Here is a 19102-nt window from a genome sequence, read left to right as displayed (position 1 = left end):
TCTCTCTATCTTAACGATCTTATCTTCAAGTGTATTACCGATTTATACCCATCTTTATGAAGAGCGAGAGGTGATACATGTGCGAAAAACTGCAGTGATATTGCTTGATCAATACTGGAGGGGAATGGTCTTGGAGGGGAGAATTCTACCTGCAAGCGAAACCGTTGAAGGCTCCAAATTTTCCTTTTTAGTAATAGTTGATAAAGTGTGTGTTTCTTTTGATAGCGGAGTAAAAACTGAATCAATGATATGTAAAAGCTTACCGCAAGATAATGAATGAAAAAGGAATCACATTACTAGAATTGATGTTAACTGTGACCATTCTCATTGCGATTGTATGTGTGCTTCCTTTGATAATGAACGCTTCTTTACAAGAAGTGAATGCAGATTTTCAGCATGAGGAAGCACAATTGTTCTTTCATTTGTTTTCTAAAGAAGTTCGTGAATCTTCTCGAATTCAGATCCATAATGGCGGAATTGAGGTGTTGTCGAAGAACGGAACAACTATACGATACGAACGCTACGGATCGTCTATTCGGCGTAGAGTAAACAATGCTGGGCATGAAATTGTATTACAGAACATTCGGGAGTTATTTCTTGAAGTAACTGATGGAAGAGTGATTGTTGAGGTGGAACTTGCTGATGGACAGAAAGAAAAGCGCGCTATATTTCAAATGTCTCATAAACCTTAATGAAAAAGGTTATATGACGGCTATGATGATGATGATTAGTACGCTGCTTCTTGGGTTTGTTTTTCATTTATGGAATGTGACACAAAATGAGCGAGTTTTTCTTGATCGTGAAGAGGAAGAAATTAAGAAGCAGACCTTGCTAGTCCTTAGTATGAAAGATACAATTTCATATATACAGAAAACAGGGGGATCTAGTGCGGAGAGAACGTTTACGTACAATGAAGGTACAGTTCGCGCTGTGATTAATTCTTCTTCTGATGTATTGCAAATTACGTTGAGTGGAACGACGGATAATGGAATACGCGTAGCTGCGTCTTTTCAATACAATCAAATGATGAAGCAAGTCGTAGAATGGAGTGAAGGTTCAACATGAGAGCGGTCTATTTAACAGGATTTATGGGCTCTGGCAAAACAACTATAGGTGAGGAATTATCTCAAGCGTTATCGCTGAAATCGGTTGATACAGATGAGCATCTTACGAAAATGCAAGGCAAGACCATTCCTGCCATTTTTGAAGAGGAAGGAGAATTTGCTTTTAGAACGTATGAATCAGCCTCTCTAAAAGATCTACCAACTGAAAACGTGATCATTAGTACAGGCGGTGGGATTGTTTTAAAAGAAGAAAATCGAACATTTATGAAGCAAAATGGAACGGTGATTTACTTACATTGTGAACCAGAAGAAATCATAAAGCGACTTGAAGGTGATACATCAAGGCCTTTACTTGCTGGAGCCGATCTAGAACATAAGGTTCATACGATATTCAAAGAGCGATTATCACTCTATCGTGAAGCTGAATATGAAATTGACACAACGAAACGTTCAGTAGGGGGAATTGTAAAGGAAATATGTAACCTGCTTGGTTAAACAAAGAATAAATGGGCATCCTTAAAATAGAAGACAACTATTAAAGGGTGATCAAGATGTCATCAAATGATCTTGTGAAATATATGACTCAGCAAGTTGTGTCTTATATTGATCAACCAAAAGAGGAAAGGCAGCAACAGCGTGCTGTCAAAAAAGCCAAAAAGCAACCATTTTTGTTTCGATGGTTTGGCATTATCCCTATGTCGATTTCAATGTTTGTTAAAAAAAAGAAACATGAAAGCTCGGACTGACTCGTCTGAGCTTTTTTGTATGGATTCGCTAATTTTAACATCCTTCGTTTAGGAAGGATGTGACTCAATACCTGGTGCTAAATGAAAGATGCCCCCGTTAATTATTTCTGCCGTAATTGTTGGCTCATATTGTTTTCGAAGAGCATCTCTTTCAACTTGATAGCTCTGATCATTGGTTTTTCCGTTATAAAATTGATCAAGAAGGTTTAAATCAGTGGCCCATCTCATTTTTGCTTCTTCTGCCCATTCTAAATCCTCCTTTGAAATAAGCATTTCTACCACATCTTCAAGTCTCTTCAAGCCGCTTGAGGGTTTAATAATTGGCGTTATAGTAAAAGCATAATCTGGAATTTTAGGAGTGAGTTTCTTTGTTAGTAATAACTGGTGAAAGTCATCAACAACCGCTCCGCTTACAAGGTGTAGACCGAGGGAGAGGAGACGGTGTTTCTTTCGATCACACTGATAAGATATTTTAATATTAAGGCATAGCCATGGATGAAGAGAATATTGTTGTTGATAATTTGTTTGCACATCCTCAAAAAGTCGGATAGAGGACGCAAGCTTTTTAGTGGATGAGAAAATTTGATGTAGTCTTGGTGCACCAAAGTGAACGAACTCCCCCTTTTCATCGCTTGATTGATTTGTAATTAGGGTGAGTGTCATTGGTCGAGGAGTACCACCAGTCTTCTCAAGATAGTGCCAGTAAAAAGGGCGGTTCATAAGTTCTTTATCAAGATCAATCGTTAATTGGACATCAAGATAGCCGGATTTTTCTTCTCGAATCTGGCAGTCATTGGCAAGAAAATACGAGCGCAGATAATTATGAATATTTTCTTGTTGCATCTGTCTCCTCCTTCTGATAATTGATAAGCTCTTTAATATTCTCCATCTTAATTCGGATTTCTCCTTCGCTTTCAGAGTGTAGAAGTATATCAGAAATATGCTTTTCAATATCGCGCATGCCAAGTCGTGTTAAAATCTCATCTAATTGTCCGATAACACTTTCAAATAGTTGGATTTTTTCATATAAGAGGGTAAGGATATGCTCTTCAACTGTATGCTTCGTAGCAAAATTATAAATGTGCACATCGCTTTCTTGCCCAAGCCGATGTATTCTACCGATGCGCTGCTCAATTCTCATTGGGTTCCAAGGTAGATCGTAGTTGATAACGTGCTGACAGAATTGAAGATTGATTCCTTCTCCCCCTGCTTCTGTTGCAATGAGGACTTTTGCGTGATTTTTGAAGAGTTCTCTCATCCAGTCTTTTTTCCCCCGTTTAAATCCACCCCTAAATGGGACAGAAGTAATTCCATGTTCTTTTAAAAACCACTGTAAATATAACTGAGTCGCTCGATATTCTGTGAAAATAATGACCTTACCTTCGATTGATTGAACCAATTCAAGGGCTTTTTCTGCTTTTGAATTCGTTGGCACTCCTTCAATTTTTTTAATTAACATTTGAATGAGAGTTTGAGAAGAGTCGTCAAGGTGTTCTTTATCAAGCATTTTTTTTAATGTCATATATGCTGCTTCGCGGCTTGAACAGATTTCTCTTAGTAAAGTGATGATCGAGAATTGACTTCTCGTAGCCACGGGCTGTTTCTTTAGCGCTTCGACTGAACGATAAAGCTCCTCTTCTTCAGGTGAGAAAGTAATAGGTACTGTTTGAACAATACGTTCTGGCCAGTCCATTCCGGTATCTTCACGCCGGTTTCTGACCATCACTTTTTGAATGAGAGCGCGAAGTCTTTCTTCGTCTTCGACCTTTTTTTCTTTACCATTGTAGTCTTTTTCGAAATTTTCCAAGCTTCCTAGATGTCCTGGTTTTAATAAAGATACAAGGTTAAAAACTTCATCAAGACGATTTTGAACAGGGGTAGCCGTTAATAGCAGACAGAACTTTTTAGGTAAGTGCTGTACAAATTCATAATTTTTTGTACGACTATTCTTTAGACGATGTGCTTCATCGATAATAACCATGTCGTAGTTCTGCTCATAAACTATTGAGCGATGAGGCTCTCGTTTAGCTGTATCTATCGATGAAACCACAACGTCACATTGATCCCATACATAGCTTTTCCTCTGGACTACAGCTGGAATGTAGAATTTTTGATTTAATTCAATAGCCCATTGTGATACTAATGATGCCGGAACAAGGATCAGGACTTTTTTGACAAGACCCCGAATCATATATTCTTTAATAATCAAACCAGCTTCAATGGTTTTTCCAAGGCCAACTTCATCTGCTAGAATAGCTTTTCCGTTCATTTCCTCTACAACTCGCCGAGCTGCTTCAAGCTGGTAAGGATGTGGTGTTAAATGAGGGAGATGTGATGGCGCCTGTAAGCCTGCGAAAGTGGGGATGGTTGTATGATGCTCAGCTTCGATAGCCAGTTTAAAAAGGTCCCAGTTAGCCCAGGGGCCGTCTTCATCAATTTGTTTCAGAAAGTTGTTTGTCCACTCTTGATCAAATTTCAACTCTGTTCTCAAAATGAAAACCCTTTCTCGGTAAAGGTTATTTACGAATGATGCATGATTAATATATAATAATGTTCGTGTTTAATATATTAGTTAAAATACTTTCATTATTAAAAAGATTGTTGCCAATGCCACTATGGTAGTGGTAGGATTGAAATCGAAAGCACTATTAGTATGAATCAATCAGTAGAATCCAATACCTTAAAACTGAAAATAGGCGAATGAAAGCAAGAGGAGAGACTGCTATATGCAGCGCCGAAGGAGCAAACAAATTTGTGAATCTCTCAGGCAAAAAGACTCTTGCTAGACGCACCTCTGGAGAGAGCTTTTATAGCCGCCAAAGATGTAATTCTCGCGTAATGTGAGGAGAAACTTTCAGGTCAACGGGACAGAGAAACCGCGCTACTTAAAGCGGTTTTCTCTGTCCTTTTTTATGCTTCGGTATAAGCTTTTTAAGATGAATGATTTTAGGAGGGAATAAGATGAGTGAACTATTAAAAACACCATTATTTGAAACCTATAAAGCTATGGGCGCTAAAACAATTGATTTTGGAGGCTGGGCTCTTCCGGTTCAGTTTTCAAGTATTAAAGAAGAGCATGAGGCCGTTAGAACGAGAGCTGGTTTATTCGATGTTTCTCATATGGGAGAAATTGATGTTAGTGGTGAACAGTCGCTTCATTACCTTCAAAAGATGATGACAAATGATATAAGCAAACTAAAGGTCAACGGTGCTCAATATACAGCAATGTGCTATGAAGATGGCGGAACTGTGGATGACCTTCTTGTGTACAAGCACTCAGAACACCATTATTTATTGGTAGTTAATGCTGCTAACACTGAGAAAGATTTTGACTGGCTTGAAAAACACCTTATCGAAGGAGTTTCTATTCAGAACATATCAAGTCAGATGGCCCAACTTGCTATTCAGGGTCCACAAGCAGAGATGATTCTCCAACGTCTAACGGAAGTGAATCTTTCAACTATCGGTTTCTTTAAATTTCAGAATGAAGTCGTGATTGAGGGCATTAATACGTTAGTGTCTAGAACCGGCTATACGGGTGAAGATGGTTTTGAACTGTATACTTCTTGGGAGGATGCCCCTTCACTGTGGAAGGCGATTCTTGCTGCGGGGGAGCCAGAAAATATTCTACCTTGTGGCCTTGGGGCTCGCGATACGCTTCGCTTTGAGGCAAAGCTAGCTCTTTATGGGCAGGAGTTAACGAAAGATATTTCTCCGCTAGAAGCGGGAATAGGTTTTGCTGTTAAAACTAGTAAAGAAGCTGATTTCATCGGAAAATCTGTTCTACTAAGTCAGCGTGAAAATGGTCTTGAGCGAAAGTTAGTTGGGATTGAAATGACTGGGCGCGGGATTCCGCGGACCCACTATCCTGTTTACAAAGGGGAACAATTGATTGGCGAAGTTACTACTGGGACACAATCTCCAACTTTGAAGAAAAATGTTGGTCTTGTATTAATAAAGAAAGAGTTTACAGAAATGGGTACTGAGCTAGATGTTGAAATTCGTAACAAACGTGTGGGAGCTAAAGTTGTTCCATCACCATTTTATAAACGACAGAAATAAAGGGAAATAGAGGAGGAGAAAAACATATGAAACATCGCTACTTGCCGACAACTGATCAAGATCGAAAGGAAATGCTTGAAACAATTGGAGTGGACTCAGTCCAAGCTCTTTTTGAAGATATTCCGGAGGCTATTCGTTTTAAGGGAGATCTTAAAGTAGAGAAACAGTTATTTGAACCTGAACTGATTCGATATATGTCAAAACTGGCTTCTAAGAATGCGAATACACAGGAGAATGTATCTTTTCTTGGTGCTGGTGTTTATGATCACGCTATTCCTTCTGTTGTAGATCATGTAATTCGTCGCTCAGAGTTTTATACAGCTTATACTCCATATCAACCTGAAATTTCACAAGGGGAATTGCAGGCCATTTTTGAATTTCAGACAATGATAAGCGAACTTACTGGAATGGATGTTGCGAATTCCTCGATGTATGATGGTCCAACTGCTCTTGCCGAAGCTGGTCTGCTCAGTGCTGGACAAACTAAAAAGAAAAAGATCATTGTTTCAAAGAGCGTACATCCTGAAGCCCGTGCTGTTATTGATACATATGCGCGTGGACAGCGTCTTTCAGTGGTTGAAGTAGATACGATGAATGGGTGTACAGATCTTAATAAATTGAAAAATGAAATCGACGAAGATACTGCATGTGTTATGGTTCAGTACCCGAACTTTTTTGGTCAGTTAGAGCCCTTACCCGAAATTGAAAAGCTTGTCCATGAGCAAAAAGCGATGTTTGTTGTTTCAAGTAACCCGCTTGCCCTTGGTCGTTTAACTCCTCCAGGAGAGATGGGGGCAGATATCGTTGTTGGAGATTGTCAACCGTTTGGAATTCCAGCACAATTTGGTGGACCGCATTGTGGTTATTTCGCAGTGACAAAAAAACTGATGCGAAAAGTACCAGGTCGTTTGATTGGGCAAACAACTGATGATAATGGACAGCGCGGTTTCGTTCTAACCTTACAAGCACGCGAGCAACATATTCGAAGGGATAAAGCGACTTCTAATATTTGTTCCAATCAGGCGTTGAATGCTCTTGCCTCTTCAGTTGCTATGAGTGCTCTTGGTAAAGAAGGCGTTCGACATATGGCAGAGCAAAATATGAAGAAAGCTTATTATGCAAATAGTCAGCTGAAACAGGCGGGAGTTGAAACCGTTTTTGATGGAGTGTACTTCAATGAATTCGTGATTAAATTAAACGGTTCGGTTAAAGATCTTAATCGAATGTTATTAGAAAAAGGGATTATTGGTGGATATGATCTTGGAAGAGATTATCCAGAACTGAAGGATCACATGCTTATAGCTGTTACAGAGAATCGGACGAAAGAAGAAATTGATGCATTCGTAAAAGAAGTGGGGGGAGCACAATGAGTAAAGATCAGGCATTAATATTTGAACTAAGTGAACCGGGGCGTATTTCTTATAGTCTACCTGAACTTGATGTTCCTGATATGGATTTAGATCAGTGGTTGCCAGAAGAGTTTAATCGTAAAACAGAACCAGAGTTACCAGAAGTGTCAGAATTACAATTGATGCGTCATTATACAGCCTTGTCTAAGCGTAACCATGGAGTGGATTCTGGATTCTATCCACTTGGGTCTTGTACGATGAAGTACAATCCAAAAATTAACGAAGATGTAGCAAGGTATCCTGGCTTTGCCTTCATACATCCGCTTCAAGAAGAGGAGGGCGTTCAAGGTGCGCTAGAAATGATGTACAATCTTCAGGAAAACCTCGTGGCTGTAACAGGTATGGATGAAGTAACGCTTCAACCTGCAGCAGGTGCTCACGGAGAGTGGACAGGATTAATGATGATCCGTGCTTATCATGAAGCGAACGGTGATTTCAATCGCACAAAGGTCATTGTTCCAGATTCAGCTCACGGTACAAACCCTGCTTCTGCAACAGTTGCTGGTTTTGAGGCAGTGACAGTGAAATCAAATGAAAAAGGTCTAGTTGATCTTGAAGATTTAAAACGTGTAGTAGATGAAGATACGGCTGCGCTGATGCTGACAAATCCAAATACACTTGGACTATTTGAAGAACAGATTACAGAGATGGCGTCAATTATTCATAACGCAGGTGGAAAGCTATATTACGATGGTGCAAATATGAATGCTATTATGGGGGCTGCTCGTCCTGGAGATATGGGTTTTGATGTTGTGCACTTAAATCTACACAAAACTTTCACTGGACCTCATGGTGGTGGTGGACCTGGATCTGGACCGGTTGGTGTTAAATCTGATTTAATTCCTTATCTTCCTAAGCCGGTACTCGTGAAGGAGAATAATGCCTATCGTTTCGAGTATGACCGTCCTCAGTCCATTGGTCGTGTAAAGCCTTACTATGGTAACTTCGGTATCAATGTTCGAGCATATACGTATATTCGTACTATGGGGCCAGAAGGCTTAATGCAAGTATCGGAAAATGCGGTATTAAATGCTAACTATATGATGAGACGCTTACAAGATGCCTTTGTGTTACCTTATGAACAGCACTGCAAGCATGAATTCGTGATTTCAGGAAAAAAACAAAAGAAACTTGGTGTCAGAACGCTTGATATGGCAAAGCGACTGCTAGACTTTGGTTACCACCCGCCAACGATCTATTTCCCAATTAACGTTGAGGAATGTATGATGATTGAACCTACGGAGACAGAATCAAAAGAAACACTTGATGAGTTCTGTGATGTACTGCTTCAAATTGCAAAAGAAGCAGAGGAAAATCCGGAAATTGTTCAGGAAGCCCCACATACAACAGTTATTGGTCGCCTTGATGAAACCACGGCTGCCAGAAAGCCTGTTTTACGTTATCAAAAAGCCTAATGCTTATTGATAGGCCCTGTTAATTTATATTGTTCACTACTCGATTATGGCTCATTCAAATGAGAGATACGTTTAACATGGATAAATCAATGATGCAAAATCAACAAAGCCATTTTGAGTTGCTGAATAGCAATCAAAAAAAGCAGCTGCAAAGGCAGCTGCTTTTTATTTTTTCTTTACTTTGCCGCCCCATTTTTTGAAGCCGCCTTTTAATTGATAAAGATCTTTAATGCCATGTTTTCTAAGAATGCTTGCAGCACGAGCTACAATAATTCCGTTGTAGTCGTACATATAAACTGGCTGATCTTTGCGGATTTCTTTAATTCGCATTTTTAGCTGACTAACAGGGATGTTTCTTGCCCCTAGAATATGGCCATTATCAAATTCGTTTGGTTCACGAACATCAATCAGTTGGGCTTTACGATAGCCGGCACGGAATTCTTCCTCCGTTAACGTTTTCAAATTCCTCTTTTGCATGTATCGAGTAATGACAACATACACAATGATCGCGACGAGTATTGCGATAATCCATTCCATAAACTTTGTTACACCCTTTCAAGTAAAATCGACAACTTTAAGTTTACACGTCTTTTCGGCTTTCCGCAAAAGAAAAAAGGAATAACTATAAAAAGAATAGGTAGTATTCAGTAATTAAATCAAATTTGTTCTAAATTAGTTGGGATAGAGGAGATTCGCCTATACTCGAAAGATCGAAAAACCAATAATGTTCAAGACATAGCTAAAATAATTGAGAGTGTTCATTGGTCATCCATTTTCTCCTCTGCTAGAATAGGGAAGGTGTTAGAAAACTGACAGTGATAAAGGAGTTCCGAAAATGAAGCAATGGGCATTTATTGATTCGGGAGAACGTTCTCCAGCTTATAACATGGCACTTGATGAAGCATTATTGAAATGGCATAGTGATGGGACTATCCCCCCTGTTATTCGATTTTACGGGTGGAATCCCCCAACACTTTCAATTGGTTATTTCCAGCGTATCGAACGTGATATTAATATGGATGCTGTAGAAAAAAATGGTCTAGGGTTTGTGAGACGCCCTACTGGTGGAAGAGCTGTCCTTCATGATCAGGAAGTGACTTATAGCGTTATTGTCTCTGAAGATTATCCAGACATGCCCTCAACCGTAACAGAAGCGTACCGGGTTATTTCAGAAGGGTTATTGATTGGTTTCAGAAAACTTGGATTGAATGCTTATTTCGCTGTTCCTGAAACGGATGCAGAGAAAGAAGAGCTACGTGCACCAAGGTCGGGTGTATGTTTTGACTCTCCATCCTATTATGAACTTGTTGTAGAAGGGCGAAAAGTCGCTGGGAGCGCTCAAACTCGTCAAAAAGGTGTCATTCTCCAGCATGGATCGATTCTTCTTGACATTGATGAGGACCAATTGTTTGATTGTTTCAAATTTAAAAATGAACGGATACGTGAGCGGATGCAGCGAGGTTTTAGAAAAAAGGCTGTAGCTATTAATGCACTCCGTGAAACTCCTGTATCGATATCAGAAGCGGTTAAAGCTTTTTATGATGGTTTTCAACAGGGGCTTGATATTGAATTGGTTCCATATCAACTAACGGATGAACAAGAGTCCTTTGTTGTTCAACTAGCAGAGGAGAAATACGCTAGCAAGGAATGGAACTTTAGCAAATAAGCACCTTCGTTGGGTGCTTTTTCCTATTGACTTAACAAGAACAAATGTTCTAATCTTAATCATGGTCTGTTAACTAATTAATTTTTGTCTCCTATGTTAAAAAGGCAGAGTGTGGAAAAATGTGCAATAGACAAAATTCCTCTTTTTTCTCTATTCTTCTAATCTAACCTTTATTTATCGAGGAAAACCTTTCATTTTCACTGGATTTGAAAGTTGACAAATCGCTAAAGTATTCGCTCTTTTACTATATGTAGTATTGATTGAAGAATTCTGAACACTATATATGGTTAAAAATGATTGTCTGGTTCGTGTACATGTGCTACTATTAATCAAGACGATTTATCATAGCTACATACATCTAGAGATGCTCTTAAGTGTATAAATGTCGAAACGGAGGGGTTTATATGACAATACAAACCAATGAAAAAAGAAGATCTATTAACATTGAGCAGTTGAATAAGGATATTGAAATGTTTGCGCAGGTTCATCCGATTACAGAGGATATGCATCTAACTCACAAAGGTGTTAGTCGTCTTGTGATGCTTGACCGCTATGCATTTAAAGATACAGAGAAAAAGACATTACAAAAAGGTGATTTTGTTGTCTTAACGATTAAAGAAGATCCAAAATTTCCAGCAAGAGGTCTTGGGTATATTGAAGAATTCGATCTTCAATCTAAGAAAGCAACTGTAGCTGTTCATGAGGATTACGTTGGCGTTTTAGACACAGAAGAAGAAAGAGAATCAGGTATTATTGTCCGTTCGTTGGATGTCATAGAAAAGCCCTTGGAAGTATATTATGAGCAAATTGCTCGTCGTAATGCACGTGGTCTTGCTGATGTAGAGAAAACAGATGGGGAAAAGACATATTGGGAAGATCGTTTCTATAAAGAACTTTCATCAATGAACTTTGTTCCTGCAGGACGTGTGCTTTACGGAGCTGGAGCTGATACGGAAGTGACGTACTTTAACTGTTACGTTATGCCGTTTCCACAGGATTCAAGAGAAGGTATTTCTGAACACCGTAAACAAGTAATGGAGATTATGAGTCGAGGTGGTGGAGTAGGAACGAACGGATCTACACTTCGTCCTAGAAACACGCTTGCTAGGGGTGTGAATGGTAAATCATCAGGTTCGGTTTCATGGCTGGATGATATTGCAAAGCTGACGCATCTAGTGGAGCAAGGTGGCTCAAGACGTGGGGCCCAAATGATTATGCTCGCTGACTGGCATCCTGATATTATTGAATTTATCATTTCAAAAATGCAGAATCCACGCATTCTTCGTTTCCTTATGGAGAATACAAAGGATGAACAAATTAAGAAACTTGCAGAAGATAAGTTGAAATTCACACCGCTCTCAGAGTCGGAAAGATCTATGTACCAAAGTATCTTAAACTACCGTAGTATTCCCGGAACAGGTGGCTTTGAAGAAAAAGTGATGCAGGATGCGCAGGATAAGCTTGCAACGGGTGGAACGTATTCTGTCCACAATCCTGACTTCTTGACTGGTGCAAACATCTCGATTTGTTTAACTAAAGACTTTATGGACGCGGTTGAAAATGATTCTGAATATGAACTTCGATTCCCGGATGTAGAGAACTATACGAAAGAACAAATGGCACTTTATAATGAGAACTGGCATGAATCAGGGGATGTACGTGACTGGGAGAAGCAAGGCTTTCCAGTAAGAACTTATCGTAAGGTTCAGGCAAAAGAGCTGTGGGATTTAATTAATATTTGTGCTACTTACTCTGCAGAGCCAGGTATCTTCTTTATTGATAATGCAAATGAAAAAACAAACGCAACTTCTTACGGTCAAAAAGTTGTCGCTACTAACCCATGTGGTGAGCAACCATTAGCACCTTACTCTGTATGTAACCTAGCAGCAGTGAACCTTGCTGAGATGGCTAATAAGGAGACAAAGACTGTTGATTTCGATAAGCTGAGAGAAACGGTTGAAGTTGGCGTACGCATGCAAGATAACGTTATTGATGCGACACCTTACTTCTTAGAAGAGAATGAGAAGCAAGCTCTTGGCGAACGTCGAGTAGGACTAGGAGTAATGGGGCTACATGACCTTCTTATATACTGTGAAACAATATATGGATCAGAAGAAGGGAATAATTTAACAGATCAGATTTTTGAAACAATTGCTACAACAGCTTATCGTGCTTCTGTGGATCTTGCTAAAGAAAAGGGAAGCTTCCCTTTCCTTGAGGGTGAAACAGTTGCGGAAACAAATAGATTACGTGAAGCATTTGTTAACACAGGTTATATGCAACAAATGCCAAATGACCTACGCGACAGCATTATGGACTATGGTATACGTAATTCACATCTTCTAACAGTTGCGCCTACTGGTAGCACTGGCACGATGGTAGGGGTTTCTACCGGTCTTGAGCCTTACTTCTCTTTCTCTTATTACCGTAGTGGACGACTTGGTAAATTTATCGAAGTAAAAGCAGATATTCTTGCAGAGTACTTTGAAAGAAACCCAGAAGCTGATACAGAAAACCTTCCGGAATGGTTCGTTTCAGCAATGGAGCTCGCACCAGAAGATCATGCTGACACTCAGTGCGTTATTCAACGCTGGGTTGATAGCTCGATTTCAAAAACTGTTAATGCTCCAAAAGGGTATTCAGTGAAACAAGTGGAAGCAGTTTATGAGCGTCTATATAATGGAGGAGCCAAAGGCGGTACCGTTTATGTAGATGGTAGCCGTGATTCTCAGGTTCTAACTCTTAAAGCAGAAGAAAATTCATTTGAACAGCTTGAGTTTGAAGATGGCATGCAAGAAAAGAAGCAAGTAGTACTAGTTGACACGATTACAGATCTACGCTCTACAGACGTTACAATCGGGTCTGAAGTAGGTAATACGTGCCCTGTTTGTCGAAAGGGTCAGGTAAAGGAAATGGGTGGTTGCAATACTTGTGATAATTGTGGTGCACAGCTGAAGTGCGGACTTTAATAGCTAACTGATGTAAGGGAAGGATAGACGGAAACGTTTATCCTTCATCTTTTTGTGCGTAGATTAGGGACATTTTTCGCAAGTGCTGTTGGGGTGTTCAAGTGACTTTGTATTTTATCCACTAATTTACAAAACCGATTAAATGAAATATGATATAATATCTGCTCTACATAAGAGTATTAGAACTGAGTTAATGCAGTTAATAGAAGCTTATGGAACCTTTCCTTGTATCCGCCCATACTATGGTGTATGCTTTTATTAACTGGCTTAAATGGAATAAAAGATGGAGGGAATCCAATGGCCACTACTCCCAGTATGGAAGATTATATTGAACGTATTTATGCACTTATAGACGGAAAAGGGTATGCTCGCGTATCAGATATCGCGGAAGCATTAGAGGTACATCCCTCCTCGGTAACCAAAATGATTCAAAAATTAGATAAAGGTAAATATGTCGTATACGAAAAATATCGCGGCTTTATGCTTACTCCTAAAGGGAAAAAGCTAGGAAAGCGACTCGTTGATCGCCATGCTTTGCTTGAACAATTTCTAGGTGTTATCGGGGTTAACGAAGAGAATATATATGAAGATGTTGAGGGTATTGAACATCATCTAAGCTGGGACGCTATCGATCGCATTGGTGATCTTGTCCAGTACTTTGAAGAGACAAATGTACGAGTGGATGAACTTAGAGAAGTGCAACGTAAAAATGAAGAAGCACACGAGGAACAATCCGAAGTTTAATCGGGTTGTTTCTTTTTTTTGTACTAAATTCCCCCGTTAAAGCTTAGGCTTTAATAAGGTGGGAAGGAGGTTTGAGAGTGTACATTGATGGCGTCTTTTCAGGTGGCGGAGTTAAAGGGATAGCGCTAGTGGGAGCACTTCAAGCCGTTGAGAAAAAAGGCCTCGAATTTAAACGTACAGCGGGCACGAGTGCTGGAGCTATAATTGCATCTTTAATTATTTCAGGTTATAAGGGAAATGAGTTAGAAAAGATCTTGCTCGATACGGATCTAACGACACTACTCGAAAAAAACTCGGGTTATACATTCCCGTTGATACGGTGGTTGATGTTGTATTGGAATCTTGGACTCTATTCTGGAAAGGACCTAGAATTATGGGTTGGGGATTTATTAAAAAACAAAGGCATTGAAACATTCGGTGATTTACCCGAGGGATCACTGAAGATTATTGTATCCGATATATCGAAAGGTAGGCTTGTCGTTATACCTGATGACTTAGCACAGTACGGCTTCGTACCAGAGCGGTTCTCTGTCGCGAAAGCTGTTAGGATGAGTGCGAGTTTACCATTTTTCTTTAAACCTCAACCGCTCTACTCCATTGATGGTAAAAAGCACTATATGGTAGATGGCGGAATTTTAAGTAACTTCCCTTTATGGATATTCCAACCTCCTGAAAATAAAAAACCACAAAGACCGGTATTAGGCTTTCAATTGAGTGCAAACTTTAACCACGTTCCTGAAAATAAAATTACAAATGCTGTTGATATGTATCAGGCATTATTTGAAACAATGAAGCAGGCTCATGATGCTCGATATATTGAAGAACAAAAAGCCAAGAACATTGTGTTTATACCTGTGGATCATGATCTGACGACAGCTTTTAAACTAGAGAGACAAAGTCAAAAGAAACTAATCTTGTTAGGAGAAGAGCGAACCTCTCAATTTCTCAATACGTGGAGAAAATTGCCTGACAATATTACATGAAAAGGTGGCTGATTTCATCAGCCACCTTTTCATATTTATGTTAGTTTAGTTACTTCCAAATAGAAGGAGTTTTCCATTCAGGACAATGACTTTTTATTAAGTCGCCCAATCTTATCGGTAAAACAAGTGAACCATGTTAAAAGAGAGCTCTGTTTTTCTTTTTTCCTTTACGTCCTTCGATTACGGTAAAAGGATTTTGTTTTCGATCCTCCTGTAAAGAGCGCTTTCTAGGAGAAAGACGTTTAGATGGAATGACACGAAGGTGAGGTGCATTTCTTCTTGGTGTAGCTTTTTTCTTTTTCATTTTGGTTGATTGTTTAACGGCCTTTTGATAAGAAGTTGATTGTTGACCCATTCTTCTAGCCATTAACTTTCTGACAACGAAGATCATGATTGCAGCAATCGCAGCAGTGATTAGAAGTTGCATGAAAAGTCCTTGAGGGTCTGTGACCATTTTCCAAACAAAACCAATAGCTGCTAGGCCAATTAATAAATAAATTAGAGGTTGAACAACACGGCGCGACAAATGATTCACCTCCTGTTCATCTTTACACAACTTTTGTGCTTGAATCGTCTTCCTCTCGTTGTTTATCTCGAGAAAGTAGTTCATTAAATGAGTGGATTGCAACATCAACTTGTTTATCATCTGGGTTTTTGGTTGTTAGTAGCTGAACCCATAACCCAGGATAGCCAAGCACTTTTAATACAGGAACTTCTCTAACTTTATTCGTTAATTGGAGAACTTCGAATGAAACTCCAAGAACTACCGGAATTAATGCAACACGATAGAGTAACCTTACCCATAATGGATCAGTAGGAACAAGAAGATAAATAAATACCCCAATGACTACTGTGAAAAGGATGAAGCTACTTCCACATCGATAATGAAGACGCGATTGCTTTTGAACATTCTCTATTGTAATAGGAAGTCCTGCTTCATAAGCGTTGATGACTTTATGTTCAGCGCCATGATATTGAAAGACTCTTTTTACAATTGGGGTTAACGAAATAAAATAAATATACCCAAGCAATAGAATGAGCTTAATGAAACCCTCAATCAAGTTCTGTACAACGTGCCCTGGAAATATAAACTCAAGTGAGGCTGCGGCTAAGGCGGGTAATATAGTGAAAATCGTTTTTACGAATGCAAACGAGATAACGCCTATGGCTGCTGCACCTAATAAAAGCGTTATTTTGGAAGGCTCTTCCTTACCTAACACTTCCTCATCTTCCGAAGGGTCCACATCATAGCGTTCACTTGAAAAATTCAAATGTTTAGTTCCATTGCCACTGGCGTCGATAATCGCAACAACACCACGTATGAATGGGATTTTCTTAAGCTTTGTTCGGATAGGCTTCGGCTGCTTCGGAACTTCTAAATAATCAATTGAATCATCCTTGCGCCGAATGGCGGTTACAGACGTATGTTTCCCTTGAAACATAACACCTTCAACAACCGCTTGCCCGCCATAAGCAGGCTTATTTGTATCTGACAATATCTCTCACCAACCTATTGTATGAAGTAGAATGTTTTGAAGCGATCAAACTCTAACAAATTGTACTTTATACCATTCTACAAGAAATAGGCAAAAACCTCTAGGTAATAGATTGTAATAATCATTTTCCCCAACACCGGCAATTTTAATCTTTTCAATAGACAATTCTTCTAATAAATAATTCCATCATCAACAGGGAATGCTTAAGGGGGAGGTGAGTGTTATGGATAAAGAGAAGCAGAAAGATGGTAAAGAGAATGAGCAACTTGAACAAAATAAGCAGGAGCAACCTTTATCTTTTACATCAAAAGTTATTACAATCGGGATTGCTGGAGGGCTTTTTTGGGGTGTAATTGGTTATCTCACATACTTATTTAAATTTACTAAGATACCACCCTCTCTCATTTTGTCACCATGGGCACTTGGCGAATGGAAAAATGAACAGCTAGGGCAGTGGATTGGAATTCTTGCCCTTGGGCTTGTATCCATACTTGTGGCTTTTTTGTACAAAGTAACGCTCGTGAAAATAAATAACATGCTTGCAGGACTTGCTTATGGGATTGTATTATGGATAATTGTATTTTATTTACTCAATCCAATGTTCATCGATCTGCCAACGATCACGAAACTTGATCGTAACACAGTCATTACTACGATATGCCTTTATCTTCTTTACGGCGTCTTTATCGGGTATTCGATTTCTTTTGAATATCATGAAAACCAGCAGAAGGGCGCTTCCTATTCAAATAAATGAAGCTATGGTAGAATGTTCATGGAACATTCTCTTTTTTTTCTATTTAATATAGAAGTCAGATCGTGATGAAGGAGACCGGGATGAAAACATTCTACGTAATAAATGGACCTAACTTAAATCGACTTGGCAAGCGTGAACCCGGCATCTATGGTAATGACACGTTAGAGACGCTTGAACAACGGTTAACACAATTTGCTAGTGAGAATGACGCTGCTGTTGTTTTTCGTCAATCAAACCATGAGGGAGATATCATTGACTGGATTCACGAAGCAGAAAGTGCTTCAGGTATCATTTTAAATCCTGGTGCTTTTACTCACTATAGTTACGCCATACGAGATGCTATCGCAAGTGTTCCTGTACCGGTTGTGGAAGTACACATCTCGAATGTACATAAGCGAGAACCTTTTCGCCATACATCTGTTATTTCACCAGTAACGGAAGGGCAAGTGGTAGGATTTGGTTTGAATGGGTACGAACTGGCATTGCGGTCATTTCTATAATTTTAGTTAGCTATGTTAGCTTATACTGTTGATTCTCGATTTTTGGCTCACTCGAGTGAAATCTTCATTTCACTTGCCTTTCAGCTCTATTGAAAGGTCGCTCTGTGACGATCAATCGCTTCGAGCAAATAAATTTGTTCAGACGGTTGGTCGTCACAGAGCGTATATGAGCCAATAATAAACAACGTTCATTAACATAGCCATCATTTTAAAGGGGGACGAAACAGTGGAACGTATTGAGAAACTACGTCAGTCATTTACAGAGTATGATATAGATGCGATGTTAATTACTTCAGCAAGCAATCGTAGATATATTTCCCAGTTTACAGGTAGCTCAGGTGTTGTTCTCATTACTGAGAAAGAAGCGAAGTTTGTAACAGATTTCCGCTATATGGATCAGGCACGAGAGCAAGCACAAGGGTTTGATATTGTGCAGCATAAAGGCCCGATTGTTGGAGAAGTAGCAAAGCTTGCGAATGAACTAGGAGTTAAAAAACTTGGCTTTGAAGAAACGCAGGTTACATATCAAGTTTTTAAAGCATATGAGAATAAAGTAGACGGTACACTTGTACCGATTAATGGTATTCTTGAGAAACATCGTATGATTAAAGATTCGAGTGAATTAAAGGTTCTTAAAGAAGCAACCGAAATAGCAGACGCTGCTTTCCAACATATTACATCATACATTCGTACGGGTCTAACTGAATTGGACGTTTCTAATGAACTAGAGTTTTTCATGAGAAAAAATGGCGCAACCTCGTCTTCATTTGATATTATAGTTGCGTCGGGTATACGTTCAGCTCTTCCGCACGGCGTCGCAAGTGATAAAATCATTGGAAAGAACGAACTGATAACACTTGATTTTGGTGCTTATTATAAAGGGTACTGTTCTGATATTACACGTACTGTGGCTGTTGGGGATCCTGGAGAAGAGCTTAAAGGTGTTTATCATACTGTCCTAGAAGCTCAATTAAAGGCGATGGAACAAATTAAGCCTGGAATGAGCGGGAAAGAAGCAGATGCTCTATCACGTGACTTAATTACTTCTAAAGGCTTTGGAGAATACTTTGGGCACTCACTAGGCCATGGGGTTGGTCTTGAAGTACATGAGGGACCTAGTCTTTCAACCAAATCTGATACAGTATTAGAGCCAGGTATGGTAGTAACCGTTGAACCAGGTATTTACCTATCTGGTAAAGGCGGAGTAAGAATTGAAGATGATACAGTAATTACTGAAACTGGCAATGAGACGTTATCTCATTCTACTAAGGAATTGCTGATCCTCGGCGAATAA

Annotated in this window: 19 protein-coding genes and 1 riboswitch; of the genes, 14 read left to right on the top strand and 5 right to left on the bottom strand. The window is 39.4% G+C overall.

All coding sequences use genetic code 11. From position 1 onward, the window contains the following. Positions 1-272: 272 nt before the first annotated feature. From AC0VYJ_RS14195 to AC0VYJ_RS14180, 4 genes are read left to right on the top strand one after another with little or no spacing between them, the layout of a single operon-like run. The gene (locus AC0VYJ_RS14195) at positions 273-692 is read left to right on the top strand and encodes a competence type IV pilus minor pilin ComGF (protein ID WP_475365472.1); all 420 of its coding nucleotides are present in this window, start codon (positions 273-275) and stop codon (positions 690-692) included. Then, positions 643-1065, top strand: coding sequence for a competence type IV pilus minor pilin ComGG (comGG, locus tag AC0VYJ_RS14190; protein ID WP_283153997.1), 423 nt, complete (start codon positions 643-645; stop codon positions 1063-1065). Before AC0VYJ_RS14195 ends, comGG begins: the two co-directional genes overlap by 50 nt. After that, a complete protein-coding gene (locus AC0VYJ_RS14185) occupies positions 1062-1559 on the top strand; it encodes a shikimate kinase (RefSeq protein WP_194222137.1) in 498 nt (165 codons plus the stop codon). Before comGG ends, AC0VYJ_RS14185 begins: the two co-directional genes overlap by 4 nt. A gap of 56 nt (positions 1560-1615) precedes the next feature. Then, positions 1616-1810, top strand: a complete 195-nt coding sequence (locus tag AC0VYJ_RS14180; RefSeq protein ID WP_194222136.1) for a YqzE family protein — start codon at positions 1616-1618, stop codon at positions 1808-1810. Between the two features lie 48 nt (positions 1811-1858). Here the strand turns inward: AC0VYJ_RS14180 and AC0VYJ_RS14175 are convergent, their stop codons facing one another. Continuing rightward, complete coding sequence (locus AC0VYJ_RS14175; protein ID WP_475365471.1) at positions 1859-2653, bottom strand: YqhG family protein; 795 nt, start codon at positions 2651-2653, stop codon at positions 1859-1861. Further along, entirely contained in the window at positions 2631-4301 is a 1671-nt protein-coding gene (locus AC0VYJ_RS14170) for a DEAD/DEAH box helicase (protein ID WP_404681609.1), read from the bottom strand. The genes AC0VYJ_RS14175 and AC0VYJ_RS14170 overlap by 23 nt, the downstream gene beginning before the upstream one ends. A 209-nt stretch (positions 4302-4510) precedes the next feature. Continuing rightward, a riboswitch (glycine riboswitch) is annotated at positions 4511-4599 on the top strand. A gap of 172 nt (positions 4600-4771) precedes the next feature. Between AC0VYJ_RS14170 and gcvT the strand changes: the two genes are divergently transcribed. From gcvT to gcvPB, 3 genes are read left to right on the top strand one after another with little or no spacing between them, the layout of a single operon-like run. Further along, on the top strand, positions 4772-5872 hold the full coding sequence (gcvT, locus tag AC0VYJ_RS14165) for a glycine cleavage system aminomethyltransferase GcvT (protein WP_194222133.1): 1101 nt from the start codon (positions 4772-4774) through the stop codon (positions 5870-5872). Positions 5873-5898: 26 nt separating this feature from the next. After that, positions 5899-7242 (top strand): aminomethyl-transferring glycine dehydrogenase subunit GcvPA, encoded by a 1344-nt coding sequence (gcvPA, locus tag AC0VYJ_RS14160; protein WP_475365470.1) that lies wholly within the window; start codon positions 5899-5901, stop codon positions 7240-7242. Then, positions 7239-8696: an aminomethyl-transferring glycine dehydrogenase subunit GcvPB gene (gene gcvPB, locus AC0VYJ_RS14155; RefSeq protein WP_475365469.1), complete on the top strand. Its 1458-nt coding sequence runs from the start codon at positions 7239-7241 to the stop codon at positions 8694-8696. The genes gcvPA and gcvPB overlap by 4 nt, the downstream gene beginning before the upstream one ends. A 165-nt stretch (positions 8697-8861) precedes the next feature. On the opposite strand, the gene AC0VYJ_RS14150 is transcribed toward gcvPB, so the two are convergent. Beyond that, on the bottom strand, positions 8862-9233 hold the full coding sequence (locus AC0VYJ_RS14150) for a rhodanese-like domain-containing protein (protein WP_194222130.1): 372 nt from the start codon (positions 9231-9233) through the stop codon (positions 8862-8864). 298 nt (positions 9234-9531) lie between these two features. Here AC0VYJ_RS14150 and AC0VYJ_RS14145 point away from each other — a divergent pair, with 298 nt between their 5' ends. The 4 genes from AC0VYJ_RS14145 to AC0VYJ_RS14130 all read left to right on the top strand — a co-directional run bounded on the left by AC0VYJ_RS14145 (position 9532) and on the right by AC0VYJ_RS14130 (position 15058). Then, on the top strand, positions 9532-10362 hold the full coding sequence (locus tag AC0VYJ_RS14145) for a lipoate--protein ligase family protein (protein WP_194222129.1): 831 nt from the start codon (positions 9532-9534) through the stop codon (positions 10360-10362). A 404-nt stretch (positions 10363-10766) separates the two neighbouring features. Continuing rightward, positions 10767-13331: a vitamin B12-dependent ribonucleotide reductase gene (locus AC0VYJ_RS14140; protein WP_475365468.1), complete on the top strand. Its 2565-nt coding sequence runs from the start codon at positions 10767-10769 to the stop codon at positions 13329-13331. A 297-nt stretch (positions 13332-13628) separates the two neighbouring features. After that, positions 13629-14075, top strand: a complete 447-nt coding sequence (gene mntR, locus AC0VYJ_RS14135; protein WP_194222127.1) for a transcriptional regulator MntR — start codon at positions 13629-13631, stop codon at positions 14073-14075. A 77-nt stretch (positions 14076-14152) separates the two neighbouring features. After that, positions 14153-15058 carry a patatin-like phospholipase family protein gene (locus AC0VYJ_RS14130; RefSeq protein ID WP_475365467.1) on the top strand — a complete coding sequence of 302 codons (906 nt, stop codon included), beginning with the start codon at positions 14153-14155 and terminating at the stop codon, positions 15056-15058. A gap of 136 nt (positions 15059-15194) precedes the next feature. Here AC0VYJ_RS14130 and AC0VYJ_RS14125 read toward each other — a convergent pair whose 3' ends face one another. Beyond that, positions 15195-15584, bottom strand: a complete 390-nt coding sequence (locus tag AC0VYJ_RS14125; RefSeq protein WP_430244717.1) for an SA1362 family protein — start codon at positions 15582-15584, stop codon at positions 15195-15197. A gap of 22 nt (positions 15585-15606) precedes the next feature. Next, complete coding sequence (locus AC0VYJ_RS14120; RefSeq protein WP_194222124.1) at positions 15607-16554, bottom strand: DUF1385 domain-containing protein; 948 nt, start codon at positions 16552-16554, stop codon at positions 15607-15609. A gap of 223 nt (positions 16555-16777) precedes the next feature. Here AC0VYJ_RS14120 and AC0VYJ_RS14115 point away from each other — a divergent pair, with 223 nt between their 5' ends. From AC0VYJ_RS14115 to AC0VYJ_RS14105, 3 genes are all read left to right on the top strand, one after another. Continuing rightward, positions 16778-17308 (top strand): YqhR family membrane protein, encoded by a 531-nt coding sequence (locus tag AC0VYJ_RS14115; RefSeq protein WP_194222123.1) that lies wholly within the window; start codon positions 16778-16780, stop codon positions 17306-17308. A gap of 80 nt (positions 17309-17388) precedes the next feature. Continuing rightward, complete coding sequence (aroQ, locus tag AC0VYJ_RS14110) at positions 17389-17808, top strand: type II 3-dehydroquinate dehydratase (protein WP_194222122.1); 420 nt, start codon at positions 17389-17391, stop codon at positions 17806-17808. 226 nt (positions 17809-18034) lie between these two features. Then, complete coding sequence (locus AC0VYJ_RS14105) at positions 18035-19102, top strand: M24 family metallopeptidase (protein WP_194222121.1); 1068 nt, start codon at positions 18035-18037, stop codon at positions 19100-19102.

Source organism: Anaerobacillus sp. 63XJN7_5_ISO-PGPR-S23-430, from assembly GCF_056173695.1.
Note: the sequence above shows the minus strand (reverse complement) of the source record. Positions and strands in the feature narration are given on the sequence as shown.

Coding starts and splice junctions, on each gene's coding strand:
- AC0VYJ_RS14195 (WP_475365472.1), top strand. CDS start 273: ATGAATGAAAAAGGAATCACATTACTAGAATTGATGTTAACTGTGACC.
- comGG (WP_283153997.1), top strand. CDS start 643: ATGGACAGAAAGAAAAGCGCGCTATATTTCAAATGTCTCATAAACCTT.
- AC0VYJ_RS14185 (WP_194222137.1), top strand. CDS start 1,062: ATGAGAGCGGTCTATTTAACAGGATTTATGGGCTCTGGCAAAACAACT.
- AC0VYJ_RS14180 (WP_194222136.1), top strand. CDS start 1,616: ATGTCATCAAATGATCTTGTGAAATATATGACTCAGCAAGTTGTGTCT.
- AC0VYJ_RS14175 (WP_475365471.1), bottom strand. CDS start 2,653: ATGCAACAAGAAAATATTCATAATTATCTGCGCTCGTATTTTCTTGCC.
- gcvT (WP_194222133.1), top strand. CDS start 4,772: ATGAGTGAACTATTAAAAACACCATTATTTGAAACCTATAAAGCTATG.
- gcvPA (WP_475365470.1), top strand. CDS start 5,899: ATGAAACATCGCTACTTGCCGACAACTGATCAAGATCGAAAGGAAATG.
- gcvPB (WP_475365469.1), top strand. CDS start 7,239: ATGAGTAAAGATCAGGCATTAATATTTGAACTAAGTGAACCGGGGCGT.
- AC0VYJ_RS14150 (WP_194222130.1), bottom strand. CDS start 9,233: ATGGAATGGATTATCGCAATACTCGTCGCGATCATTGTGTATGTTGTC.
- AC0VYJ_RS14145 (WP_194222129.1), top strand. CDS start 9,532: ATGAAGCAATGGGCATTTATTGATTCGGGAGAACGTTCTCCAGCTTAT.
- AC0VYJ_RS14140 (WP_475365468.1), top strand. CDS start 10,767: ATGACAATACAAACCAATGAAAAAAGAAGATCTATTAACATTGAGCAG.
- mntR (WP_194222127.1), top strand. CDS start 13,629: ATGGCCACTACTCCCAGTATGGAAGATTATATTGAACGTATTTATGCA.
- AC0VYJ_RS14115 (WP_194222123.1), top strand. CDS start 16,778: ATGGATAAAGAGAAGCAGAAAGATGGTAAAGAGAATGAGCAACTTGAA.
- aroQ (WP_194222122.1), top strand. CDS start 17,389: ATGAAAACATTCTACGTAATAAATGGACCTAACTTAAATCGACTTGGC.